Genomic DNA, 26,139 nt, shown 5'->3' with positions numbered 1-26,139 from the left:
ATCCAAAGGGGGTAAGAGGTTCACAACACGCCTAAAGCCCAAAGGCGAGCACAAAGAAACCCCGGCGAGACGAATCCTCACTGGGGTTCACCGGACGCAAACTCAACAGGTCGCAAACTCAATAGGTCACGGGCAGACGGGGCGGTACCCTTATAGGTATGTCTACTCCCCCGCAGAACACCCCGAACAACACTCCGAACGACACCCCGCAGCAGCCCACCCCGAACAACGGTGCACCGCAGAACCAGCAGGTTCCACCGCGAGCGCCGCAGCAGGCACCGCAGAACATGATGCCGCAGCCTCGGGGACCTCAGGGCAAGAAGCCGCGCAAGCCCATCGACCCCATCGAACAGCAGAAAGCGAATATTCGCACCTCGCTCATGCTGATTGTTGCCGCGCTGGTGATTTTTGCGGCGTCTTCCTTCGTGCTTTCCACGATGCCGCTTTTCTTGGCGCTCTTCCTCTTCGCGCTCGCCGGCATTACCCTGAGCATTATTGCGATTGTGCGCACCGCAATCTACCGCGGCCCCTGGTTCTTCTACATTGCCGCAGGCGTCAGCATTATCTACGGCGCTATGACCCTGCTCGGTGGCATTGGCCTCGCCTTCATGCCCGGCGCGCAGGAGTACCGTGAGTGCCGCGCCGCCGCGCTGACTCAGACCGACATGTCCACCTGCGACGAGAAGTTCCAGGGCACGATGGACAAGCTCACCGGCGCGTCCAGCTCTAGCTCTTCAGCCGCGCGTTAGTTCTTCTTGCGCGCGTTAGAACCCTGGCCGCTAGAACCCTGGGACTTCGAGGAGATGACATCCAGCGGGGGCAGCTCCACGGTAGACGCCTCATCGGTCACCAGCGGAAGCACTCCGGTCTGACTACGAACCTCAAAGATGCGCTTCATCGCCTGATCAGCAGAGAGGACATCCAGTTCGCGATCCACAAAGTCGCGCTCTGAGTCCTTCTTCTGCTTCTTGCGTGCCGCCTTAGCCGCCTTCTTCGCCTCGCGCTTCTGCTCACGCTCATGCGCGCGGTCATTGGCACGGTCCCGAGCGGAATCCTGCGCGGCGGATGCGGCGTGAGCGGCATCGGCTGAGCTATCCTGCGCTGAGTCATCTTGCGCTGCGGCGGGCTGCTCAAGACCAAAGCCGAAGTACGCCATAATGCGGATCGCGCGGCCCTTCGAACGCAGCGCCTGCTCTGCGGGCTCTTCGACAGCGTCCTCACGCTCAACAGGTTCAGCAGCCTCGTAGACGGGCTCCTGAATCAGCTCGCGGGTCTGCTCATCGGAGGGGTCGTGAGCGTACAGGGCGGGCTCATAAGCAGTGTGTTCATAAGTAGCGTGCTCGCTGGAGGCAGGCTCAACAGAAGCTTCGATACTCTCGTAATCCTCAGCATGCGCAGAGTCAGCATGTGCAGAGCCAGCATGTGCAGAGTGCAGGTAATCGACCTGCTGAACGGCCTCAATCGGCTCGTACTCCTCAGCAGAGCTCTCCTGCGCAATAAGCTCTTCGGAGACAGACTCCTGAGTAGCGTCCGCAGTGGATTCTGCTACTACAGGCTCTTCAGCCGCCTCTTCGCGCTCTGCAACAATCTCAGCGAAAGCATCCGCCGCCGCACGCTGCGCCAGCTGTTCGGTCGCCTCCACGGGGACGGCAACCACAGGCTCCTGCGGATGCACCGGAACGTGACCGGTCGCCACCTCAGATACAACAGACTGCTCAGATGCTACAGACCGCTCGGGCTCAGCAACGTGCTCGGAAGCCTGCGCACGTGCCGCCTCCTCAGCTTCACGCTCAGCGGCTTCACGCGCAGCCGCCTCTTCAGCTTCACGCTCAGCGGCTTCCTCAGCCTCACGCTGTGCACGTTCCGCACGCTCCTGGGCACGCTGCTCACGACGCTCCGCAAAACGCTCACGACGCTCCGCAAAACGCTCACGGCCCTGTGCAAAACGCTCACGGGCCGAAGCAGTAAAACTCATCAGACGCTCACCCAGGTTCGGGCGCTCATCCGCAAAACGAGGCAGCTCACGGCTACTATCCGGCACCAGGGCACGGCTCAGCAACATACCGAAAGTCACGCCGGCACCCACCGTCAACGCGGTATGCGCCGCAAAAGTCAGCGGCTCAGCACCAACCTCCGTAAAACGACCAATGCCCAGAGAACCGTACGAAATCCAGCCCAGCCACAGGGCACCAAACGACGTCATAATACCGGTCATCACACCCAGCACCACTGCAGAAATCAGCGCAGACAGCGGGCGGAACGGAACCTTCAGAGCAACCCACTCATCCAGGTGATCCTCACCCTCACGCAAGAACCACCAGCCAGCAATCGCACCGGCAACCAGTGGCACCAGCAAACCCACCAGACCAAATGTGCCCAACGACTCGGGCACAGCGCCCAAAATCGGAAGCATCGGCAAAGTACCAGCATCGCTACTGGTCAAACCAACCGAGGTGCCCGCACCAAAGGAGAAACCGGCACCGGTCGACCACGCAATCGCGTAGATTACCAGGTTCGGCAAGAAACCCAGCTGCAGCAGAGTCACCGCAGTATCACCCACAGCGCCCGCGTGCAGCTCCTGGTAGGTGGCAACGATCTGCGACCAGCCCGCCAAAATACCGATACCCAAAAGCACCGCACCCAGACCAATCAGCGCCACAAAAGCAACCACCGCAGCACGCACCACAGCCCAGGCGTACGAACCCGCCCAACGCGAATACTGACTCATCTGCGAAATCTGCTCCGCAGTATCAACACCCACCATGCGCGAGAGCGAACGCGCCTCACGGTAGCCACCCCACATCAGACCAGCCACCACAATACCCAAAGGCACCAGGGCAGCATTCAACGCCTGAAGAGGCTGAGGATGCGGACTCGCCCAACCGTACATCGCCGAGCTAATCAGCGCATAGGTCACCGAACCGGACAGCACCGGAATCAAAAACTCACCCTCATACGAGGCACGCGCCAAGCGACGACCCGAACGATAACAGAGCAGCAGCGGCAGAATACTCAAACCCAGCGGCACCAGCGTCATCGTGCCGGCAGAAGCACCAAAAGCAGCCGCAAGATCCAGGGGAACACCGTGAATCAGAAGCCACAGGTGCGCCGACATGGCGGCCACGGAGGAGAACTCCATGTCGCCAAAACCCTTGGTCGCCCACACGGCAGACATCGCCGCAAACACGGCAACAGCAGAGAACAGGGCAGTAACAATTAGCTCAACAACACCCTGAAGCCACAGAGGCATGGGCATGGAATAACGCGAGATAGGTGAGGTGCTTTTCATCGTCCTTCAATCATGCCACGAATTAACGACGAAACCCGCCTCCGATTAACACTCGAAAGCGGGTTCTCACAACTATTCACACAGGGATGCACGCGAGGACGCGCATCCGGCAAAGTTTTAATCCTCAGTCCACGGGTTGGAAGCCTGAACACCCCAGGCGCGGTACACCTGAGCCTTAGAAGAAATCAGCTCCAAATCATAGGCACTCGCGCTCGCCGCCATCAGACCCTCCAGGGCGGCGGTAGGCAGCGGACCGGCATCATCACGACCCACGGCATGCACACCGAGCGGCGCCTGACGACCAGCCCACTCGAGGCTCACATGCGCATCCACATTAATAACGTGGTCGCCAAAGCGCTCAAGAAGTTCGGTAATCCAACGATCAGTTTCCGGGTAGGGGTACAGGCCCTTCAGCTCACCAATACTCAGCACGGAAATGTACATGTGTCGGAACGAGCGGCGGCGCAGAAAAGCGACCACGGCGGGATCAGGATCCGCCTTACGGATCTCCGCAAGAACGTCGGAGTCCAGGAGCATACCGGAGAAATTCATACCCCTAATGCTACGCTACGCGCAGACCGGCGTACTGAATAGCGGGGATGCCCTCGGGGTTCGGCAGAAGAAGGAAGTTCAGGAACTCGTCGCGCTTAGAAGAAATGCGGGAGTAATCGTCAATGCTGACTGCGGTGTATCCGCCTCGCGCGGGGACAGCTGCGGCACGCAGGCTTTCCTGGTAGGAGCGGGAGGGGTTCAGAGAGATTGCTGCTTCGGTTGCAGAGCCGTTGTACATGTGACAACCTGCGCCGTGAGTGGCGCGATCCTTTCGCGTTGCTCTTGTCTGTACCAATTACCACCGGTTATTCCGGTGGTGAATACAAACCGCTTCGTCATCCGAGCCACCCGTGAACATGGGGTTGGCGTTCGACCATAGTCGGAGCTTATCAGTCGAAACTCTTGAAGCTGGGTTTAGCTTACAGCATTTTCTCAAGTTAAGTAAAGCGTTTTTTGAAAGAGATTTAGATTATTAGCATTTTGGCTTGTGGGAAAGTTTTAAATGGGGTGAATTTTTGATACTGCGCGGAATATCTTATGTGAATACCGGTGTTTTTATGCGTTAAAAACTCCCCCACCACAAATACGGAATACACCCCAAACCACCGCTCAATAGTCGCTCCAGCAGCCAGTCTGACAGCCAGCCCGGCAGCCGCCAGCAAATGACCGGCGACAAGGCGCAAGCCCGCACAATACGCGATAATGAGCTGGTGAGCGCCAACAACCCCTTCCCCGAAATTCCCGTCACCGTACCGCAGATCATTCGCCAGGCCGGGCACCGCACCTACCAGCGCGGCCTCGCCTACCAGCGCAACCGCGAAGTCATCCGCTACAGCTACGACGAAGACGAGCGCACCCTCACCGGGCTCGTCAACGGAAGCACCATCATCCCCTACGAAGTGACCGTTCGCTTCTTCCCCGCCGTCAGTGGCTCCGCAACATTCACCGCCCGCTGCACCTGCCCCGTGCTCACCGATTGCAAGCACGCCGTAGCGCTCATGCTCACTGCGCTCGACCGCGCCTCCGTAGCGAAAAAGGCACTCAGCGAACACCCCGGACCGGTCGGCGTACCCGGTGCCGCAACGGAGGGTGCCGCTGCGAAGGACGCGGCAGAGGCAAAGGGATCCGCAGGTTCAAAGAGCGCGGATATTGCGGAGGCGAAGAAGTCCGCCGACCCGCTTGCGGCGCTACGTGCCTCCGGTGCGCTCACCACCGCGGCAAAACTACCCGCACCCGATGCAGCGGCTGTCGAGCCCGAAAACCCCCAGGGAAGCTTTGCGCTCAACGAGCTAGGCGCCTCCCCGAGCCTGCAGGCAGAGGCGTCCGCCACCAAAATCTCGGCATGGCGACGCGATCTCTCCTCCGTTCTTTCCGCACGTCAGGACCTTGCGGGCATTGATTCGATGCGCGTGAGCGGTGCCCTGGATTTCTCACTGAGCGTCTCCGGCTCCTACGCGCGCGGCCGCAATATGCCCGGGGCAACCCCCAGCATTAACCTGCTCGCCCGCCCGCTCATGGCGTCCAAAACCGGGCGCTGGATCAAGGGCGGACTCAGCTGGGAAACCTTCGCCTCCAGCGTGGGCGGACCCGTCGGACGGCACGAAATCTACCCCGAACACGAACGATTCTTCGCCGAGCTCTACTCGATTGCCCGCCCCTGGCAGAACATGTATTCCTCGCACCGCGACTGGATTTCGATTAGCGCATCTGCCTCCACTCTGCTCTGGGATGTACTCGCCCGCGCGGAGGATATTGGCCTGCCCCTGCTGATCAACGGTCGCGAGGTGAACTACGCCGTGCTGAGCCCGGCACAGGTGCGCCTGCACGCCAGCGCTGAGAAGCACGCAGAAGGCGCCGGCCTGCAACTTCAAGCCGCGCTCAGCTGGGAAGGACGCGAAGGCGAACTGCTGCGCCAGCTCTGGCTGCCCGCCGCGCACTGCCACCCCATCGGCACCCCGCGCACCGGTTTCTTTGCCCTGGGCGGGCTCGCACAGCAGGAGTACGAGCAGGCGGCAAAGGCGGTGCACTGGAAGACCGCGCGCCCCGGCGCACTGGATGAAGTGGGCCGCGAATCTTTCGTGCAAAAGGACGCGCTGAAGGCGCCGACTGAGGAAGCCGAGAATAGCGCACCGACGATTGCCCCAGTACAGGGTGAGCGGGTGCGCTACTCCCCCGCCGTGCCCGAACTGCCCGAGGGCGTGGAGCTGGCGCTCATCCCCCTGGTCGAGCCGCTCGATGCCGCCTCCGAATCGCTCATTAGCGCCGGAACCGTGCACATTCCCGCCGCGGAACGCGCCACGTTCCAGAAGGAGTATCTGCCCGCGCTCAGCCGTTCCATTCCCTCGCTGACCCCCGATCCTGCGCTGGCGCTGCCGCGCGTGAAGCCGCCGCATCTGGTGCTTGAAATCAGCTTTGACGAGCAGGTACGCCACGACGCGCAGCTGAGCTGGCACTGGGAGTACCCACTGAACCCCTTCGCGGAGGACAGTGCAGAGGAGGCGAGCGCGCAAGAGGCGAGCACACAGAATCCTGCGGCCGGCTCCGATGTGTACTCCCTGCCCGTTTTCGGTTACCCCGGTGAAGAGGGCGGCGAGATTCGCGACGAGCGTTTTGAGGCGCGCGTACTGCGTTCGGTACGCGCCATTCTTGCCGCCCACCCGGCGCTTTCCGGGCTGGAGGAGCGCCGCATCGAAGGCTGGGAAACCCGCGAGCTGCTCAGCGCGATTCTGCCGAAGCTTCGCCGTGTTTCCGCTGTTCAGGTGCGTTTTAATGGCACCCCGCCACAGTTCGTGGAGGCAACTGACGCGCTCATTGAAATCACCGTGAGCGAGGGCAATTCTCGCGACTGGTTCGGCCTGGGCATTGCGGTAAAGGTCAATAACTGGACCGTGCCGTTTGCGCAGATTTTTGAGGCACTCGATCGCGGGGCAGACCGTATTCTGCTCGGTAACGGTACCTATTTTTCGCTGCGTCGACCCGAGTTTAAGACCCTGCGCACCCTCATCGCGGAGGCTCGCGAACTCGACGATGCGGGCGGTGAGTTGCGCATTAACCGCCACCAGGCGGGACTATTCTCTGAGCTGGAGTCGCTGGCGGCGAGCGTGCATACGACCGCGCGGTGGGACGCTCAGGTGCGTTCGCTACTGGAGCTGGTTGAGGGCCTGGAAGATGCCGAAGAGAGCGCTGAAAAGGGCACTGAACAGACCCTTGACAAGGGCACGCAGGATTCCCCCGCGCTCCAGAAGACCTCTCGCAAGAAGACTTCCCGCCAGATTATTCCGAGCTGCCCGGTACCCACCGGCCTGCAGGCGACCCTACGCCCCTACCAGGTGGAAGGTTTCCAGTGGCTGTCGTTCCTGTATGAGCAGCGTCTGGGCGGTATTCTCGCCGACGATATGGGTCTGGGTAAGACCGTGCAGGCTCTCGCCCTGCTCGCCCACGCGATCGAGGAGCATCGTGCTGCCTCCGAACGTGCTGCCGAGCGCGGTGAGAGCGTCGAGCCGTTCGCGCCCTTCCTCGTGGTTGCGCCGACCTCCGTGATTACCAACTGGGCGGCGGAGGCGACACGCTTCCTGCCCGAAGCGAAGGTCGTGACCATCACCGAAACCACCGCAGGTAAGACCCCGCTGGCTGAGCGCATCGCCGGGGCGCACCTGGTACTGACCAGCTACACGCTGCTGCGTATGGACGAGGACGCCTACACCGGCTACGCCCGCACGCTAGGCCGTACCGTTGACGATTCCACGGGCGAGCAGTCCGCCCCCGAAGGCTGGGGTGCGCTCCTGCTGGACGAGGCGCAATTCGTCAAAAACACCGGCACCCGCGCCTGGTCCATCGCCCGCGCGATGCCCGCCCGCACCAAGATCGCGATGACCGGCACGCCCATTGAGAACAACCTCATGGAGCTGTGGGCGCTGCTGGCGATTGTGGCGGATGGCCTGTTCCCCTCAGCCCGTGCGTTCCGTGACCTGTACGCTCGCCCGGCGGAGTCCGGTGAGGACCCGGCGCAAGCCGCGGCGACGGCTGCTCGTCTGCGCCGGCGCATCCGCCCGCTCATGCTGCGCCGCACCAAGGAGCTGGTGGCGGCGGAGCTTCCGGCGAAGAACGATACGCGCGTGAACCTGCCACTGGCTCCCGGTCACCGCCGCATCTATGACACGCATCTGCAGCGTGAACGTCAGAAGGTGCTGGGTCTACTGGAGGATATGGACAAGAACCGGTTCACGATCTTCCAGTCGCTGACCCTGCTACGCCGTCTAGCGCTCGATGCCGCGCTGATTGATCCGGAAGCCTACGCCGGGGTGTCGTCGGTCAAGCGTGACTACCTGGTTCAGCAGCTGCCCGACCTGCTCGAGAAGGGCCACCGAGTGCTGGTGTTCAGCCAGTTCACCGGCTACCTCAAGAGCATTTCGGCACGCCTGGCTAAGGAGGGCATCGGTCACCTGTACCTGGACGGTTCTACCCGCAACCGTGCCGAGGTTATCGAGGCGTTTACGAGCGGGCAGGAGCCGGTGTTCCTCATTTCGCTCAAGGCTGGCGGTTTCGGCCTGAACCTGACCGAGGCGGACCACGTGTTCATCATGGATCCGTGGTGGAACCCCGCCGCCGAGCAGCAGGCGGTGGACCGTATTCACCGCATCGGCCAGGACAAGGAGGTGCACGTCTACCGTCTGGTTGCCGAGGGCACCATTGAGGAGAAGGTCATGCAGCTCAAGGAGTCGAAGGCCGCGCTCTTCGATGCGGTGGTCGGTGAGGGCGAGTTCGCCTCCGCGGCGGTGACGGCTGAGGATGTGCGTGAGCTCTTTGCGCCGGCTGTCGAGCGGTAGCCACCTTCCAGACTGAGCGGTAGACTTCGGGTCTGCTGATATGCCTGACGCCCGTCATTTTTCGTTACTTGGTTACGCCTCGGGCTAGATTCACGCCCGATTCTGCTGTGGCCCTTCTCAACGGGGGCTCTGAGGCGTAACCTGGTACGACTACTTACGGAGGCGCCGCCTCCCCACAGATTCAAAAGGAGCATCATGAGCTACAACGTACCCAATGTAAAGTTCAACGACGGCCGATCCATTCCGCAGCTGGGCTACGGCGTATGGCAGATTGAGGACGAGGTCGCCGAGAAGATTGTGAGCACCGCCCTGGAGATCGGCTACCGCCACATCGACACCGCCGCTAGCTACGGCAACGAGGCGGGCGTGGGCCGCGCTATCGCTAACTCCGGCGTGGCTCGCGAAGACATCTTCCTCACCACCAAGCTGTGGAACTCTGACCAGGGTTACGAGAGCGCTTTCGAGGCGTTCGAGGCTTCCTTGGAGAAGCTGGGTACCGACTACGTTGACATGTATCTGATTCACTGGGCTAAGCCGCAGCAGGGTCTGTACCTGGATTCCTGGCGTGCGCTGATTGAGCTGCAGAAGCAGGGTAAGGTCCGTTCGATTGGTGTTTCGAACTTCCCCGAGGAGCAGTTGCGCGAGATTATCGAGGAGACCGGCGTGGTTCCGGTCATCCACCAGGTTGAGCTGCACCCTTACTTCTCGCAGGAGGCGCTGCGTGCTGTTCACGCTGAGTACGGCATCGCGACTCAGGCATGGAGCCCGCTGGGCAACGGTAGCGATCTGCTGCAGAACCCCGTGCTGGCTGAGATTGCGGAGCGCCACGGCGCAACCCCCGCGCAGGTCGTGCTGGCATGGCACCTGGCTAAGGGCACCGTGGCTATCCCGAAGTCCGCGACCCCCTCCCGCATTGAGGAGAACCTGGCGTCGGTGAACGTGAAGCTGACCGCCGAGGACATCGCGGCTGTGGATGCGCTTTCCAGCCCCGAGGGTCGTATTGGCGCTGACCCGGCGAACATTGATTTCTAAGCTGGAGCGTAGAGTCCCGCGTCTAGGGGCTTGAAGCTAGGCAGAGTAAAGCCCCGACAGGCACAGATAGTGCTTGTCGGGGCTTTATTGCGTTCTCAGGATTGAGTTTTAGCGAACGCTCGTTCTCGGATTGGAGTTCTCGGATTGGATGGTTTTTGTAGAGCTATCCTTAGCGAGCGCTCCGCAGCTTATCTTTCACCGCTAGTTCTCGTCCTCCACCAGCAGGGAGAGGGAGATGCGGCGGCGTACCGGGTCAACCTCCACCACGCGCACCTGCACAATGTCGCCGCTGCGCACAATATCGTGCGGGTTCGCCACGTAGCCGCGGCTCATCTGCGAGATGTGCACGAGGCCGTCCTGGTGCACACCAATATCCACGAACGCGCCGAATGCCGCCACGTTCGAGACGGTGCCCTCGAGCACCATGCCGGGGCGTACGTCCTCGAAGTGGGAGACGGATTCGGAGAAGCGGGCGGTGCGGAAGCTACCGCGCGGGTCCAGGCCGGGGCGGCGCAGCTCGGTGAAGATGTCCTCGACCGTGTACACGCCGGCGGTGGCTTCCACACTCTCCGGCACGTGGCTGTCCTGTTCGTGACTGTCCTGCACGTAGTCGGCGGGGTTCAGCCCGGCGAGCGGGTCGGTTCCGTCCGAGGTTCCCAGGGCGCCGGCAACCCAGTGGGCGCCATTGCGTGCCTGCGCGTCGGCAATAATGCGGCGCGCGAGCGGGTAGGCTTCCGGGTGCACCGCGGAGGCGTCCAGCGGCTCCTCACCGCCGCGGATGCGGATGAATCCAGCCGCCTGGCGGAAGGTTTTCGCACCCAGTCGCGGCACGTTCAGCAGCTGCTGACGGTTCGTGAAGGCGCCGTGTTCGGTGCGGTAGGCGACGATGCGTTCGGCGGTTGCGGTGCCCACGCCCGCCACATGCGCGAGTAGCTGCACGGAGGCGCTGTTGAGGTTCACGCCCACGGCGTTCACGCAGTCTTCGACGGTGTCGTTGAGGGCGCGACGCAGGGCGGCGGGCGGCACGTCGTGCTGGTACTGGCCCACACCGATGGACTGCGGGTCGATTTTGACGAGCTCGGCGAGCGGGTCCTGCAGGCGGCGTGCAATGGAGACGGCGCCGCGTACGGTCACGTCGTAGTCGGGCAGTTCGGCGGCGGCGAGGGCGGAGGCGGAGTAGACGGAGGCGCCCGCCTCGGAGACCGTCACCTTCTGGGGTGCTTCTGCGCCTTCCTCGCGCAGGGTGCGGATCAGTTCGCTGGCGAGCTTGTCGGTTTCGCGGCTTGCTGTGCCGTTGCCAATGGCGATGAGTTCCACGCCGTGCTCGCGGCAGGCGGCGGCGAGCTCGCGCAGTGCTTCTGCCCATTGGTTGCGCGGGGCGTGCGGGTAGACGGTGCCCACGCGCAGCGGCTCACCGGTGCCGTCGACTACGGCGTATTTCACGCCGTGGCGCAGGCCCGGGTCCAGGCCGAGGGTGGTCTTGTGTCCGGCGGGTGCGGCGAGCAGAATATCGCGCAGGTTGGAGGCGAACACCTCGGTCGCGTGCTGTGCGGCGGCGTCGAGTAGCTGGTGGCGGATGCGTTCGGCAAGGCGCGGGCGCAGGTGGCTGCGCCATGCGGTGCGCACGGTGGCGGCGAGCCAGCCGAGTACGCGGTCTTCGTCGTCGACGGTGTTGAGCACCTGCACGGGGATGCGTAGCGCGGCGGCGACTTCACGCTCGTATGCAGAACGGACGTTCTCGTAATTTTCGGCGGCGGCCTCGGCTTCGGCGCGGGCGGCACCGCGCAAGCGGCTGAGCGCCACGGGGGCGGGTGCCACATCCACCTTGAGGCGCACCACGCCGGCATCCTTGGCGCGGTGCAGCGCCAGCACGCGGTGCGGCGGAATGGAACGAATACGGTCCGAGAAGGCGAAATAGTCGGAGAACTTCGCACCAATGCTTTCCTGACCGGCAATTACGCGGGATTCAATCACGCCGCCTTCACGCAGGCGCTTGAGGAGCTTTTCGCTCAGCACCGGGTCGGTGAGGGCGCGGTCAATCAGGATCGCGCGGGCACCGTCGAGAGCCTCTTCGGCGCTGTGAATCTGCAGGGCTTCGTCCGCCTCTGCAACCTCAATGCTCTCGTCCTCGTCCTCGTCCTCGGTGCCGTCGGTAATGTATGCGGCGGCGATGGCGTGCGCCTCGGCGAGGGGCACCTCCAGCAGGTCTTCGACGAGGGAATCAAGCCCGGCGGCACGCGCCATCTGGGCGCGGGTCACGCGCTCGCTGCGGTACGGGGCGTAGATGGCGTTCACGTCTGCGATGGTGGCGGCGTTCATGAGCGAGGAACGCAGCTGCAGCAGGGTGAGCGGGTCGATGAGGCCTTCGTCGGCGCGTTCAGTGAGCGCTTCGAGCACGCGGTTGCGGCGCTCTTCGAGGGCGCGGAGCTGACCCAGGCGCGACTGGATGGTGCGCAGCTGGGTGTCGGTGAGCGCGCCCGTCGCTTCTTTGCGGTAGCGGGCGATGAAGGGTACGGAGTTGTCGGCGTCAAGCAGCGCCACGGCTGCGCGGATGCGGTGCGGCGCAATGCCGGTTTCTATGGCGAGCGCGTTGATGAGGTGCTCGGCGGGCTGCTCAGTCTTGCCGCCGGTTTCGTGTTTTTCGCGGTGTGCGGCACTGCTGGGTTCGTTGCCGGCGGCGCTGCTGGGCGCGGGGTCTGCAGCTCGATCCGCGCGCGGGCGGATGCTGCTCGGGAGGGGGTGTTCGCTCATCCTTCCAGTTTCGCATATTTCGCCGCGGCTCATGGGTTGGCCGGTAATGCTGAGAAAAGAGTCAGCGCGGGGCGTATTTTGCTCGCCTGTGCGGGTGCGGGTAAGCGTATTTTTCTATCGCATCTTCTAGTGCAGATTACGAGTCTTTACGCACATTTTGCCCTGTGGGTGCGCTAAATATTGTCATCTTTCCGTAAGAAACCGTGTTAGGGGTTCACGTATTTGAATAGTGCTTAGTTTCAGCGATAAATTTAGATAAAAGAGCATATTTTTTTGAAAAAATATCTCTTATTCGTGCAGATAAGAGCTGGACTCACGCCACGCAAACACCCTTATCTGCGTGCACACGTTCAGGGTTTCGGCGGCACGGTACGACAAGGTGCCGCCACATCCCGCAGATGAAAGAGGGACCCATGCGCGAACAAGCCGCGCTATCAAACGCGCCGGAGGGCTACTTAGATTTTCACGACGAGTACGCGGAACTCATCGCCGAACTCGCCGCGCTGGGGTTCACCCCTACCCAGGTTCTCCGCCGCCTCAACTTTCTGTACCCGCACATCAACAAGAAGTACCTGAACTATGCGCTGAGCTCCGGCATCTGGCAGTTTGGCCCGGTCACGGCAGACGCTCCGAGCTACACGATACTCGCATGCGGCCTCTGGTACGTTTTCGCGGAAGCCTACGATTTGCCTCCGGAGCCCGAGTACGCGGCACTGATTCTTGATTGCGATATTATTCACGACCTGCCGTCCGCGCTGGAGGCACGCCACTTCAGCAATGAAGACATTGCGCACGTTCTGGCGAAGATTGGCGCAACGCTCAAGTACCTTGCCGCGCACCCCTACTCCCAGCTGGAGGAAGAGGCGTACGCGCAGACCCTCGAGGACATCCGGCAGCGCGGTGTGAAAGAAATCGGCACCGAGGGCGGTAGCCTGTACACCCTGTTTGCCTCCAGCATGGAGGGCGAATCGGCGTGGCCGGCACCGGCTCAGACCGTCAACGATTACCTCGGTGACGGCGACTGGTCCTTGGGCATGCTCCGCACCGGCATCTACCCGGCGGAGGCGCTCGAAAACGAGTGGTATATCGACGCCGCGGCGGTACCCGAGGATTTTGCGCCGAAGACTCTGAGCCTGTTTTTGAGCTATTGCGCCCGCTACGACCGCGAGCCGACGGCGCTGAACTACGGCTACTGGTCGACCATTCCCACTCTGATTGGTGAGGTGCCGCCGCTGGGTGCGGTACGCGCCAAGTTCGGCTCCTGGCAGACGACTCTGCATCGCGGACGCACGCAGATTGCCCGCGAGCTGCGCCTGTGGACGAAGAACGAAGCAAACGCAGCTGCTGTGGAGGCGAGCGCCGCTGAGTCGGATGAGGCCGAGTTGAGTGCCGCTGAGGAGCTTGAGCTCCTCGATGCTGAGCTGACTAACGCTGAGTTGGCTAACGCTGAGCTCACCGAAGCAGAACTAGCAGAGTTGGATACCCCGGACGGCGGCTCCCCTGCGGGCGCTCCCGCAGAACCGGCGGAACCGGCAGAGCCCGCGCGTCTGAGCGCCCGCGAACTCACCGAGCAGGGCATCGGCGTGGTGCAGACCGCCCACACCGACCTGGCGGCGTACCACCGCACCCAGTGGGAGCAGACGGTGGAAGTCTTCGGCGAACGCCTCGCGCAGCTTGCCTGGAACCGCCGTCTGAGCACCTACTACTTCTTCGACGGAGCCTGCCTGGAAGATGCCGACCCGACCCCCGTGGTGACGGTTTTCCGCTCCCCCACCGGTTTCCTCTGCGAGCTTGAACCCGCCGTCGAGGCGCTGCCCGCCTTCGACCCGGAGTTCCTGCAGGAGCACGGCTGGAGGCACCCGGTACCGGTGCATGCGCTGTGGAACCTGCACGCGCTCGACCCGCTGGAGGCAGCTGCCGCCGTCATTGAGGCGATGCGTTCGGGTTGCGGTTGTGAACGCTGGGATTTCTACCGCACCGATGACGACAACGACCCGCTTGCCGAAGAGGCTGAGGTGGCGCCTCTCTAAGCGCACTCCCGCGAGCCTCTCGAGTTCATCTCTAGAGCCTCTCGGGTTCATCCCTGGAGATAGCGAAAGCCCGCGCCCCCACCTCCTGCAAAGGAGGTGGGGGCGCGGGCTTTACGCATGCACGGGATACCAGCTGCGGCAGCCGGCACCGATAGCCGGCGCAGATAGTAGATACGGCTTAGCGTGCCGAGAAAATCTCGGACGCCTCCACAATCGCAATCTGCGCGGTGCGGGTCGAAATCGCCTCGTGGCGGCGTGCATCCGCGCGGCGCTTGAAGAACCAACCAATGCCCAGAATCGCGAACCAGACGGGCATCGCGAGCAGACCCCTGAGGGTTTCTTCATCCATGGCCAGCACGCCGATGGTGAAGGCGAAGAACACCAGAGACAGCCACGCGGAGAAACGGCCGCCGGGCAGGCGGAACTTCGACTTCGCATGGCGCGAGGGGAACTTCTTGCGGTACATCAGGTAGCTGACCATGATCATCGCCCACGCGAAAATCACGAGTACCGCAGCCACGGTGGTGACCAGGTTGAACGCGCTAGAAATCGAGTCACCCGCGTAGAGCAGCACAATGGAGGACAGCAGCATCACGGCCGAGAGGAACAGCGCGTTACGCGGCACGCCGGCCTTGGAAACCTTACCCAGGAACGCGGGTGCGCTGCGCTCGCGGGCCAGGCCGAAGGCCATGCGCGAGGTCGAGAAGATACCGGAGTTCGCCGAGGAGGTTGCGCTGGTAATCACCACGAAGTTGATGATGTGCGCGGCGATGCCCAGGCCCGCCAGGGTGAACATGGCGACGAAGGGGCTCCTATCGGGGCTGACGAGGCGCCAGGGGGTAACCATCAGGATGGTGACGAGCGCACCCACGTAGAAGACCATGATGCGCACCGGCACGGCGTTGATTGCCCTGGGCAGGGTCTTTTCGGGGTCCTTGGTTTCTGCCGCGGTGGTACCGACGAGCTCTGAGCCCATGAACGCGAAGACGGCAATCTGGAATGCGCCGAGGAAGCCGATGAAGTGGTTCGGGAACATACCGCCGTCGTTCCAGAGGTTTGCGACGGATGCCTGCGCGCCACTGGGCGAGGTGAAGCCGATAGCGACCATGCCGCCGCCAACAATAATCAGGGCAACGATGGCGACAATCTTGATCATGGCGAACCAGAATTCGATTTCGCCGAAGTTCTTCACGGACACCAGGTTCAGGGTCAGCAGAACACCGATGACGGCGAGCGCCGGAATCCATGCCTGCAGGTCGGGCCACCACATACGCAGGTAGCCAACAATTGCGATGATATCCGCGACGGCGGTGACCACCCACATGAACCAGTAGGACCAGCCGAGGAAGAACCCGGCCATGGGGCCGACCAGGTCGGTGGTGAAGTCGGAGAAGGACTTGTACTTCAGGTTGGAGAGAAGGATCTCGCCCATGGCTCGCAGCACCAGGAAGATGACGGCACCAATAAGCATGTACACGAAAATCACGGAGGGGCCTGCCATGGAGATGGCGCGGCCGGAGCCCATGAACAGGCCGGTGCCGATGGCACCGCCGATTGCAATGAGCTGGATGTGGCGGTTGCTCAGACCGCGGTGCAGTCGTTCTCCCTGTTCGGGAGCTTTAGGATTCAGGCTGACGTTGTTCTGTTCAGTCACGACGTCCTCTTTTCTGCGGTTGGTACCCCGTACCGCATGTGCCGTTGCTGGATAACAACTGTCATATCGCAGCAGACAGAATCTCTGTATGAATATGCGGCTAGTTACTTTGCGGGGCGGCCCCGGATTTCGGGGCGCGACTGGGGCTCTACCAGTTACCGCGCTGTGTTCGGAAGTGTCACGCTATCGACTAACGCGGAGTTTTTCTGGGAGCTCTCGCAGCTATTTGAATAGTTATTCTACAGGGTATTGGGGGTTCAGGGGTGGATTTTCAGCAAAAATTGTGATTTATGTCTATTATTTAGGTCATACTACCCGGCGTGAACTATCCCCCCCATCGCACCCCGAAACACACGCAAGCCCCGCTTCCACATCCGAAAAGAATGTGAAAACGGGGCTTGAACGCTATACCAATACGCACCAAAGCAAGAATAAAATTACTTCTGAGAAGCCTCGTCAGCAGTGTTTTCAGAAGTCAACGCGCGGGCACGCTTGGCAGCGTGACGGCGAGTCAGGATCTCGTAGCCGATAGCCAGAGCAATGAACCAGACGGGGGTCAGAGCCAGACCGACAGCGGTATCCGGGTACAGGCTCAGGGCGTAAACCATCACGGCAAAGAAGACCAGACCAAACCAGCTCATGCCAATACCCCAGGGCATCTTATACTCGGACGCTTCGTGGCGCTCCGGGAACTTCTTGCGGTACACCAGGTACGCAATCAGGATCATGCTCCAGGTGAAGATACCCATCATCGACGCCACGGAGGTCACCACGGTGAACGCCTCCATGATGCCGCTACCGGCGTACAGCATGACCAGGCTGAACAGCAGCATCACGGTGGTCAGGTACAGGGCGTTCGCGGGCACACCGTTCTTGGTGAGCTTGCCCAGTGCGGAGGGTGCGGCACCGTCGTGCGCCAGGCCGTACACCATGCGGGAGGTCGAGAAAATACCGGAGTTCGCCGAGGACGCCGCGGAGGTCAGCACCACAAAGTTCACCAGGGAGGCGGCAATACCAATGCCAGCCAGGGAGAACATGCCCACGAAGGGGCTCATGGACTTATCCAGCTTGTCCCAGGGGGTGACGGCGAGGATGGTCAGCAGCGGCATAGCGTAGAAGAGGCCAATGCGGAAGGGCACCGCGTTAATTGCCTTGGGCAGGGTGCGTTCGGGGTGCTCGGTTTCCGCAACGGCGGCACCGACCAGCTCAGCGCCCACGAAAGCGAAAAGCGCAATCTGGAAGGCGCCCAGGAAGCCGGTCAGACCCTGAGTGAAGATGCCGCTACCGGAGGGGCCGGGGTGATCCCAGAGGTTCGTTACGGAGGCGACAGTACCGTCGGGCGAGGTGAAGCTGAAGGCGACCATAAGCGCACCCACCACAATGAGCAGCACAATGGCGACGATTTTAATGACGGCGAACCAGAACTCGATTTCGCCGAAGTTCTTCACCGAGGGCAGGTTCAGCAGCAGTAGCGCCACGATGACAGTGAGCGCAGGAATAAACTTGGGCACGTCGGGTAGCCAGTATTGCACGTAGCCGGTAATAGCAATGACGTCCGCGATACCTGTGACGACCCAGAAGAACCAGTACGACCAGCCGACGAAGAAGCCGGCGCGCAGACCGAGGATGTCGGTGATGAAGTCGGTGAAGGACTTGTACTTGGGGTTGGAGAGCAGAATCTCGCCCATGGCGCGCAGAACAAAGTAGATAACGCTCCCGATAATCGCATACACAAAGACGATGGAGGGGCCGGTCAAGGCGATGGTCTTTGCCGAGCCGAGGAAAAGGCCGGTGCCGATGGCGCCGCCAATAGCGATCAGCTGGATGTGTCGGTAGCTTAGTCCGCGCTGAAGCTTAGAGTGCTCTGCTTCGGAGTCTAGGCCGGTGACGGAGTTGTGCTGCGTTGGCTGCTGTGTCACGTATTTCTCTTTCCTGCGTCGATTCGCCCTAAATTTCACTCGGGGGCGAGTCCGGGTGGTTGGTATTCATGCATAATCCTTAGCGGCGTGTATGGAGGAGAAATTCCCGCATCCATAGCTTGCGCGGTGCGCTTGGGCTTGTGGGCTCCGATTTCGCGGGGCTTCCGATTTCTTGCATCGCCGATAAAGGGTTATGCAGAGAATGCATAATTTCAAATTTTACCCCCTCATACCCACACAAGTACAAGGAATACAACATCACCAGATTTTTGAGACGGGACGATTGGGACGGGGCGAGCCTGTGACATCTCTCAACCTTCACCCGATACACGCCTCGCATCACCCCTGAGCCGCCGCACTTTTGTCTGCGCACTGAATTTCTGTGTTTCTCAGACCGGCATACTCCCGGCTAGTTCAGTCTCACGCCCGGCTAGTTCAGCGTCACGCCAGCCCTGCGCGCCGCGAAACCGCACGGTGTAGCGGCGCTACGCTATTCTTTTAGGTATGTCTACTGAGAACACGCAGCCTAGCCAGGCACCCGAATCCACCGAAGAAAAGGCCAAGAAGCCGGTTCCTGAGGAATTCTTCCGCCAGCCCTACTCCTTCGTCCGCCGCGGCGACCGCCTCACCGCGCGCCGCCAGAAGGCGTGGGACACCTACTCCCCCACCCATGTGCTGGACATTCCGCGCCTGCGCACCGACACCTCCGTGTCCCCCGAGGCAACTTTCGACCCGGTGAAGATTTACGGCCGTGAGGCGTACCAGGTCGTAGAGATCGGTTCCGGTCTGGGCGAGGCAATCGTGCACCGCGCAGCTGAGGTGCCCGAGGCGAACTTCCTCGCCGTTGAGGTGTACACCCCCGGCATCGCGGACCTGCTGCTGAAGATGGGCAACGCCGGCGTGGAGAACGTGCGTGTGGCTCAGGCGAACGCACCCGAGCTGCTCGACAACATGTTTGAGGAGAACTCCGTGGACGAGCTGTGGGTGTTCTTCCCGGACCCCTGGCACAAGTCCCGCCACCACAAGCGCCGCCTGGTGTCCCCGGCGTTCGCTGATAAGGTTGCGCGCGTGCTCAAGCCAGGCGGCATTTGGCGCCTGGCGACTGACTGGGAGGAGTACGCCCTGGTCATGCGTGAGGTTCTGGAGGCGCACCCCGACTTTGAGAACGTGAACCCCGGCGCCGGTGCGACCGAGGAGGATCCGCTGGGTGGTTGGGCTCCGCGTTGGGAGGGTCGTACCCTCACCAGCTTTGAGCGTAAGGCTCAGGAGGCGGGCCGACGCGCGCACGATCTGACCTACCGCCGCAAGTAAGCGGGTCAGCGTTAGCGAGAGTTACCGCCAGGTGATTTCCCGCCACCGCGCAAAGTGCATACGTTAAAGCAGGTGAGGCTCCCCGATCATTCGGGGAGCCTCACCTCCTTGTGTGTGGGTCTGAGTGCATGCGGGCGGGGGTCTACCCTACCTCGCTCGCACAACGCTAAGACGCACAAGCCTATATGGGTGGCCGACTAGCGCAAATAGGCTAGAACAGCCGAACCGTTTATCCCAGTGTAGCGGGTTTAGCCGGTTTAGCGCTGCGGCTTCGTATCATCCGCCGTAGCCGACTGGTGACGCTGACGGTACAACACCACAGCCGAAGAACGCTGACGAGGCGCCGGGCGGGTACCGCGGGCAATATGCACCACGTCGCCGCTGGTACCGGCAGCGAACACGCGCTCCGCCAAGCCCAGCTTCACCTTCGCATCCTCGACCTGACGCTGCAGCGCCGCAATCTGCTCCTGCTGCTCCTCCACGAGGGACTCCAGCTCAATAATGCGGCGAATACCCTCCAGGGAGACGCCCTCCTGCGAGAGCTGCTGAATCTGCTGCAGACGATTCACGTCACGCTGCGAATAGCGGCGCGCCTTACCGGGCGCACGCGAAGGCTGGACCAGGCCGATGCGGTCGTACTGGCGCAGGGTCTGCGGGTGCATGCCCGCCAGCTCAGCTGCCACAGAAATCACGAAAACCGGCAGGTCCACGCTGTGCAACGGCTTGCCGCTACGGGACTTAGATGATGATTCTCGAGATGCCATGGTTTACTTCGCCTTCTTCAACAGATCCTTACGCGGGTTCTCCTGCGGTGCCAGTTTTACGAACTTATCGAATGCTTCCTGCGCCTCTGCGCTCAGCTCGGTGGGCAGAACAATTTCGGGGATGACCAGCAGGTCGCCGTCGCCGCCCTTAGCCTTGAAGCCGCGGCCCTTAGCGCGCAGTCGGCGGCCGACCTGGCCGGGTGCCAGGCGCAGCTTCACGGTGGATGCGTCGGGCAGGGGCACCTCAATCACTGCGCCGTCGACGGCCTCGGCGAGGGTGACGGGCGCACGCATAATCAGGTTGTTGCCCTCGCGCGAGTACACGGAGTCATCGGAAACGCGCACGGTGACCTTCAGGTCGCCGCCGTGCAGGCCCTTGCCGCGCAGGCGGACCTTCTGGCCGTCCTTAATGCCTGCGGGGATGCGTGCCTCGGTGTGGGAGCCGTCCGGCAGGAACACGGTCACGGTTGCGCCGGTGTATGCCTGGGCGAGGCTGATGCGGGTGCTGGTGGTGCTTTCCTCGGGGGCCGCATGCTGCGCGCCGCCGAAGTCGCTACCCATGTTGCCAAAGCCGCTACCCATGCCGCCGAAGTCGGCGCTAGTGAAGCCTGCGGAGCGTCGGGAGCCACCGGCGCTACCACCGAAGAGGCCGCCGAGCAGGTCATCAATGTTGATATTGGCGCTGGTGCCGCCGCGGAATCCGCCGAAGGCGTCTGCGCCGGGGTAGCCGCCGCTAAAGCCGCCTGCACCGAAGCCGCCCGCGCCCATGCCTGCGGCGCCGTAGCGGCGAATCTGGTCGTACTCCTCTCGCTGCTTCTTGTCGGAGAGCACGTCGTAGGCCTCGGAGATTTCCTTGAACTTCTTCTCAGCCTGCTCGTCACCGGGGTTCAGGTCCGGGTGGTACTTGCGGGAGAGCTTGCGGTACGCCTTCTTGATGTCGCTTTCGCTTGCGTCTTCGCTAACCCCCAGTGCCTTGTAAAAGTCGTCGGTTAGCCAGTTTTCACTTGCCATGTTTTGTTTCTCCTTCTGCGGTGATGCGCCGCCCTCCTCGGTTACGGGACGGCTTGCAGGGGCACCGCGTGCTTGTCTTAATACTCTATATAAAAGTTTAGTCTACTTGACTCAATTTTGAAAGGGCTGAGCCCAAAAAATAGCGCCCCTACAAGCCTTTAACCGCCACCACAGCTCGCCAAAACCCGCGCCAACACACCGGGTATAACAACCCCGGCAGAACAGGCGCACCGGGCGAACAGTCCAAGCCAGCAGCCCAGGCAAACAACAGGGCGGGCACTCCCCCATCAGGGAGAGCACCCGCCCGTCGTTAGTTATTCAGCCATTGCTGAGCCGACCACCTTACGGTGCGACAGCCACAGCCACCTGAGCGGTACGAACCACACGGTCGTTCACGCGGTAGCCGTAACGCAGAACCATGGAGACATGATCCTCGGCCACCTCGTCGGTGGGCTGCTGCAGTACAGCTTCGTGGATGTTCGGGTCGAAGGCGTCGCCTACTTCACCGAAACGCTCCACGCCCTGCTTGCCGAGCAGCTCTTCGAGCTTGGTAGCGATGGAGGCGAAGGGGCCGTCCTGCAGGTCGCCGTGCTTGCGTGCGGCGTCGATGTCGTCGAACACCGGCAGCAGTGCGCCGACCAGGTCACTGATTACGAAGAGTCGCAGCTGCTCCTTTTCGCGGGCGGTGCGGTTCTTGTAGTTGGTGAACTCTGCCTGCAGGCGAAGCAGGGAGTCCAGGCGCTCTGCGGCGAGTGCCGCATCAGCAGATTCTGCTTCTACGGCGTCCTGGAGCTCAGCCTCGACGGCTTCCGCAGCTTCCTCGGGGCTTTCGACCGATTCAGCTTCGGGGTGGCCTTCCGCTGCGGGGGCGTTGAATGCCTCCTCCAGCGGGTCGGGGGTGGTGTTTTCCTGCTCAGCCATGATTACTTCTTCTCGTCTTCGTCGATAACCTCGGCGTCGACAACGTCCTCATCAGCGGCGGGCTTGGACTCGGATGCCTCAGCCTGAGCTGCTGCGTAGAGTGCCTCGCCCAGCTTGGACTGGGATGCCTGCAGCTTCTCGAATGCGGACTTCACTGCTGCGTCGTCGTCGCCCTCGAGTGCCTTCTTCAGCTCGTCGACATCGCCCTGAACGGAGGTCTTGACGTCCTCGGGCAGCTTGTCGCCGTTCTCCTTCAGGAGCTTCTCGACGGAGTATGCGACGGACTCAGCTGCGTTGCGGGTGTCAGCAGCCTCGCGGCGTGCCTTATCCTGCTCAGCGTGTGCCTCTGCGTCCTTGACCATGCGGTCGATGTCGTCCTTGGAGAGGGAGGTACCGCCGGTGATGGTCATGGACTGCTCAGCGCCGGTGCCCTTGTCCTTTGCGGAGACGTGCACGATGCCGTTTGCGTCGATGTCGAAGGTGACCTCAATCTGGGGCACGCCACGGGGTGCGGGGGCGATGCCGGTCAGCTCGAAGGTACCCAGGTTCTTGTTGTCGCGAGTGAACTCACGCTCACCCTGGAAGACCTGAATGGTCACGGAGGGCTGGTTGTCCTCTGCGGTGGTGAAGGTCTCGGAACGCTTGGTCGGGATTGCGGTGTTGCGCTCGATCAGCTTGGTCATCACGCCGCCCTTGGTCTCGATACCGAGGGAGAGAGGGGTGACGTCAATCAGCAGAACGTCCTTACGGTCGCCCTTCAGAACGCCTGCCTGCAGTGCTGCACCCATTGCCACGACCTCGTCGGGGTTCACGCCCTTGTTGGGCTCGCGGCCGGTGAGCTCCTTGACGAGCTCAGCGACGGCGGGCATACGGGTGGAGCCACCGACCAGGATGACCTCAGAAATCTCGGAGATGGACACACCGGCCTCCTTGATGACGTCGAGCACGGGCTTCTTGGTGCGCTCGAGCAGGTCGCGGGTCAGTTCCTCGAACTTTGCGCGGGTCAGCTTCTCATCCAGGTGGATGGGGCCCTCGGGGGTCACGGACAGGTACTGCAGGGAGATGTTGGTGCTAGAAGCGCTGGACAGCTCCTTCTTAGCCTGCTCAGCTGCCTCCTGCAGACGCTGCAGAGCAATCTTGTCCTTGGACAGGTCAGCGCCGGTGTTTGCCTTCACCTGTGCGAGCAGCCACTCGACGACGCGGTGGTCCCAGTCGTCACCACCGAGGCGGTTGTCACCGCTGGTTGCGCGAACCTGGATGGTGGAGAAGCCGTCGTCGTCCTTGCCGACTTCCAGCAGGGAGACGTCGAAGGTACCGCCACCGAGGTCGAAGACCAGGATGAGCTCGTCTTCCTTACCCTTGTCCAGGCCGTATGCGAGTGCTGCGGCGGTGGGCTCGTTGACGATACGCAGGACGTTCAGGCCTGCAATCTCGCCGGCTTCCTTGGTTGCCTGACGCTCAGCGTCGTTGAAGTATGCGGGAACGGTAATGACGGCGTCGGTAACCTTATCGTTCAGGAATGCCTCTGCGTCACCCTTCAGCTTCATGAGGATACGAGCGGAGATTTCCTGCGGGGTGTACTTCTTGCCGTCAATCTCGGTGGTCCAGTCGGTGCCCATGTGGCGCTTGACGGAGGAGATGGTGCGGTCGACGTTGGTCACTGCCTGACGCTTTGCGACGCTACCGACCAGAACCTCGCCGTCCTTGGAGAATGCGACGACGGAGGGGGTGGTGCGGGTACCCTCTGCGTTAGCGATGACGACCGGGTCGCCACCTTCCAGTGCTGCTACGACCGAGTTGGTGGTACCGAGGTCAATACCTACTGCACGTGCCATATGTTTATTCACTCCTTAGGTGTTAGTGCCCCGCTTCTTCTAATGCGAGGCGGGATAGTTTGAAAGTTTTGGAGGCGGTCGGTGCTGCGCGTGCCACCCCGTGTGGGGTGGTCTGCGCGGCTTCCTTGAGCCTCATGTACTCAAGTATGCACTCCCCTGGCTGGGGTGTCAATAGAGTTGAGCGAACTTTACTCAACTTTTTTATGCGGAGGGGCGTGAGGGGTGGGTGTTTTAGGGCTCTGGGTGGGTGTTTTGCGGGTGATTTTTGGGGCGGCGGCGAGGTGTGAATGGGGCGTTTTGCCGCGGAATTCCGCGGTTTTTAGTCTGGGTGAGGGCGCGGCGCGGCGATTCAGCGCACGGCGGACTGTGCCGGGGTGGTTGGGCGAAAAAATTTTTAAAAAAGGGGCGGAAAACTGAAAATTGGGGTATGAGAGGCACCAAGAGACTCCTATATAGGAGGTGCGGAGCGATTTTTGAGCCAGGAAGCTAGACCTCTAGCAGCGTTGCTAGAGGTACGCTTCGTGCAGGTACCCCAACTACGAGCGCCCGCCGTGAGGCATTCAGAGCGAGATATCAAAGAATCACTCCTATATATGGAGAACCAATCTGCAAACTCTTTCGCTCTCCCGACGAGGGCATCTCCGCTTGTCCGACCCGTAATTCTCTAACCTTCACCTGTGGCTTGAGGCTACCCACCTGCCGTATGCTGGTTACGCCCCCATCCTCTCGAAGCAGACAGGAGACTCCGATGCAAGAGCAAAGTAGCCCCGCGCATACTGGCAGTCGTGGACTTACCAGTGCACCCACAAGCAGAACCTCCAAATATAAATCAATGAAAATACCGGGTTGGATTTTTGCCATCGCTCTAATCCTCCATGGCCTAATATCAATATTTCAAAATTCACTAAAAAATGCACCATTTCCATTTGAATATGAATTCTTAAACATATTAACATTCTCCATCCTTTCGGTAATTTTTATAATATATATGCTAATTCTCTGGAATAATTCAAAATCAAAATCTGAAAATTTTATAGAATACCTGCTTAAAGATTTAAAATATCTTACTTTCCCAGCGGGATTCATTTTTGCCTCATTATCGATACTGAATCTAAAATTTATTAATGATTATGTCGGGTTTATCTCTGCATCTCTCGGAATCTTCGGAGTCATGCAGAAACCATCAAATAACCACATATCCATTGTCCAGAACATCTCTTCTGACGCCCAATCTCAGCGCCATGAACGAACCAGGCTTCTTGTGGATAATTTAAGAAGCGAAAATTATTATTCAAAAATTAACGCCATCCACGGCCTTGCATCTATTGCAGACGAGTGGCTCAGTGACTCCGATATCCCCGAAGAGCAGGCTCACAAAAATGGGCAAAATATTATAAATATTTTATGCGAGTATGTTCGTTCACCTTTCCCTTTGGCGCAAAAAGCAATAATTCTCAGCACTGACACACCTCCTACTGACTACGCAGGAGACTTCTTCACAGACCAGGCAACCTTTCGCGAAGAACAGGAAGTACGCCGAAGCATTTTTGATGAGATAAGCGTCCGTCTTCACCCCCTTGATGAGAAAGAAAAACGAGATTACACATCATGGCATGTGTTTGAATTTAACTTTAGTAAATCAACCATTTTCTACCCTCTTAACAGGCTAAGGTTTTTCAATCCAAATTTTCGCAATTCAAAATTTTTTGGGCTAGCAGATTTTAGTTTTTCAGACTTCCAAGGAATTCCAATATTTGCAGATACTCATTATTTTGGAGACGCTTCCTTCTCATGCGCATACTTCCAGGGGACAGCTCTTTTCAGTGATTCGTGTTTTGAAAAAGAATTAAATTTTCAGGCAACGACGCTTAAGGCAGGCGCAATATTCGAAAGTTCAATTTTCAAAGGATCCACTATAATCACGCCAGTTCTACAAGATGGCCAAGTTTTCTTTGAAGGCGCTATTTTCAATTGTTCCTCCGTGCATAATTTTCTTAATTTAAACCATCCTGATATGTCCAAAATAGATGTCAAATCTGTAACTCTCGTGGGTAAAAGAAGATACAAACGGTTTGAGGCGAAGATTCCTGTGAATTCCCGTCTTTACGATCCTGATTCATGGGATGAGAAAAAACAGGAATATACCCGAGTCAGCAACCCTGCAGAGTAACACCAAATATTGGCCTTATAAAGAAGAAGCCCCGTCTGCACATATTGAACTGCGCCCCGAAACTTGGACGCTAT

General features: G+C 60.5%; 16 protein-coding genes and 1 riboswitch. Of the genes, 6 read left to right on the top strand and 10 right to left on the bottom strand.

Features of this window, described 5'->3' with window-relative positions; genetic code table 11:
• The first annotated feature begins 158 nt into the window (after positions 1-158).
• Positions 159-749, top strand: a complete 591-nt coding sequence (locus tag HMPREF2971_RS05870) for a 4-hydroxyphenylpyruvate dioxygenase (RefSeq protein ID WP_070691884.1) — start codon at positions 159-161, stop codon at positions 747-749.
• On the opposite strand, the gene HMPREF2971_RS05865 is transcribed toward HMPREF2971_RS05870, so the two are convergent.
• From HMPREF2971_RS05865 to HMPREF2971_RS05855, 3 genes are all read right to left on the bottom strand, one after another.
• Positions 746-3,289 (bottom strand): cell division protein PerM, encoded by a 2,544-nt coding sequence (locus HMPREF2971_RS05865; protein ID WP_070691882.1) that lies wholly within the window; start codon positions 3,287-3,289, stop codon positions 746-748. The two genes, HMPREF2971_RS05870 and HMPREF2971_RS05865, sit on opposite strands and share 4 nt — an antisense overlap.
• 117 nt (positions 3,290-3,406) lie before the next feature.
• Positions 3,407-3,841 carry a PIN domain-containing protein gene (locus HMPREF2971_RS05860; protein ID WP_012904099.1) on the bottom strand — a complete coding sequence of 145 codons (435 nt, stop codon included), beginning with the start codon at positions 3,839-3,841 and terminating at the stop codon, positions 3,407-3,409.
• 10 nt (positions 3,842-3,851) lie between these two features.
• Positions 3,852-4,079, bottom strand: coding sequence for a hypothetical protein (locus tag HMPREF2971_RS05855; protein WP_044150747.1), 228 nt, complete (start codon positions 4,077-4,079; stop codon positions 3,852-3,854).
• A 35-nt stretch (positions 4,080-4,114) separates the two neighbouring features.
• Positions 4,115-4,249: riboswitch (SAM riboswitch) on the bottom strand.
• Positions 4,250-4,503: 254 nt separating this feature from the next.
• Between HMPREF2971_RS05855 and HMPREF2971_RS05850 the strand changes: the two genes are divergently transcribed.
• Positions 4,504-8,667 carry a DEAD/DEAH box helicase gene (locus HMPREF2971_RS05850; RefSeq protein ID WP_070691880.1) on the top strand — a complete coding sequence of 1,388 codons (4,164 nt, stop codon included), beginning with the start codon at positions 4,504-4,506 and terminating at the stop codon, positions 8,665-8,667.
• 195 nt (positions 8,668-8,862) lie between these two features.
• Positions 8,863-9,699, top strand: coding sequence for an aldo/keto reductase (locus tag HMPREF2971_RS05845; RefSeq protein ID WP_049350026.1), 837 nt, complete (start codon positions 8,863-8,865; stop codon positions 9,697-9,699).
• A 201-nt stretch (positions 9,700-9,900) separates the two neighbouring features.
• On the opposite strand, the gene HMPREF2971_RS05840 is transcribed toward HMPREF2971_RS05845, so the two are convergent.
• Positions 9,901-12,450, bottom strand: coding sequence for a helix-hairpin-helix domain-containing protein (locus HMPREF2971_RS05840; protein WP_210398876.1), 2,550 nt, complete (start codon positions 12,448-12,450; stop codon positions 9,901-9,903).
• A gap of 413 nt (positions 12,451-12,863) precedes the next feature.
• Between HMPREF2971_RS05840 and HMPREF2971_RS05835 the strand changes: the two genes are divergently transcribed.
• On the top strand, positions 12,864-14,480 hold the full coding sequence (locus HMPREF2971_RS05835; RefSeq protein WP_070691877.1) for a dehydrogenase: 1,617 nt from the start codon (positions 12,864-12,866) through the stop codon (positions 14,478-14,480).
• 178 nt (positions 14,481-14,658) lie between these two features.
• On the opposite strand, the gene HMPREF2971_RS05830 is transcribed toward HMPREF2971_RS05835, so the two are convergent.
• Positions 14,659-16,134 carry an amino acid permease gene (locus HMPREF2971_RS05830; protein WP_070691876.1) on the bottom strand — a complete coding sequence of 492 codons (1,476 nt, stop codon included), beginning with the start codon at positions 16,132-16,134 and terminating at the stop codon, positions 14,659-14,661.
• 437 nt (positions 16,135-16,571) lie between these two features.
• On the bottom strand, positions 16,572-18,053 hold the full coding sequence (locus tag HMPREF2971_RS05825; protein ID WP_070691874.1) for an amino acid permease: 1,482 nt from the start codon (positions 18,051-18,053) through the stop codon (positions 16,572-16,574).
• A gap of 504 nt (positions 18,054-18,557) precedes the next feature.
• Here HMPREF2971_RS05825 and trmB point away from each other — a divergent pair.
• Complete coding sequence (gene trmB, locus HMPREF2971_RS05820; RefSeq protein ID WP_070691872.1) at positions 18,558-19,364, top strand: tRNA (guanosine(46)-N7)-methyltransferase TrmB; 807 nt, start codon at positions 18,558-18,560, stop codon at positions 19,362-19,364.
• Between the two features lie 257 nt (positions 19,365-19,621).
• On the opposite strand, the gene HMPREF2971_RS05815 is transcribed toward trmB, so the two are convergent.
• The 4 genes from HMPREF2971_RS05815 to dnaK form a co-directional block, all read right to left on the bottom strand.
• Positions 19,622-20,128 (bottom strand): heat shock protein transcriptional repressor HspR, encoded by a 507-nt coding sequence (locus HMPREF2971_RS05815; protein WP_049341461.1) that lies wholly within the window; start codon positions 20,126-20,128, stop codon positions 19,622-19,624.
• Positions 20,129-20,131: 3 nt separating this feature from the next.
• Positions 20,132-21,139, bottom strand: coding sequence for a DnaJ domain-containing protein (locus HMPREF2971_RS05810; protein WP_070691870.1), 1,008 nt, complete (start codon positions 21,137-21,139; stop codon positions 20,132-20,134).
• Between the two features lie 342 nt (positions 21,140-21,481).
• Complete coding sequence (locus HMPREF2971_RS05805) at positions 21,482-22,060, bottom strand: nucleotide exchange factor GrpE (RefSeq protein WP_070691869.1); 579 nt, start codon at positions 22,058-22,060, stop codon at positions 21,482-21,484.
• A 2-nt stretch (positions 22,061-22,062) separates the two neighbouring features.
• Entirely contained in the window at positions 22,063-23,895 is a 1,833-nt protein-coding gene (gene dnaK / locus HMPREF2971_RS05800) for a molecular chaperone DnaK (protein ID WP_070604420.1), read from the bottom strand.
• 748 nt (positions 23,896-24,643) lie between these two features.
• On the opposite strand from dnaK, the gene HMPREF2971_RS09250 reads away from it, so the two are divergent.
• Positions 24,644-26,065 carry a pentapeptide repeat-containing protein gene (locus tag HMPREF2971_RS09250; RefSeq protein ID WP_141755860.1) on the top strand — a complete coding sequence of 474 codons (1,422 nt, stop codon included), beginning with the start codon at positions 24,644-24,646 and terminating at the stop codon, positions 26,063-26,065.
• The last annotated feature ends 74 nt before the right edge of the window (positions 26,066-26,139 follow it).

Source organism: Rothia sp. HMSC066G07 (genome assembly GCF_001814485.1).
Lineage (GTDB): Bacteria > Actinomycetota > Actinomycetes > Actinomycetales > Micrococcaceae > Rothia.
This window is presented reverse-complemented; position numbering and strand designations above follow the sequence as displayed.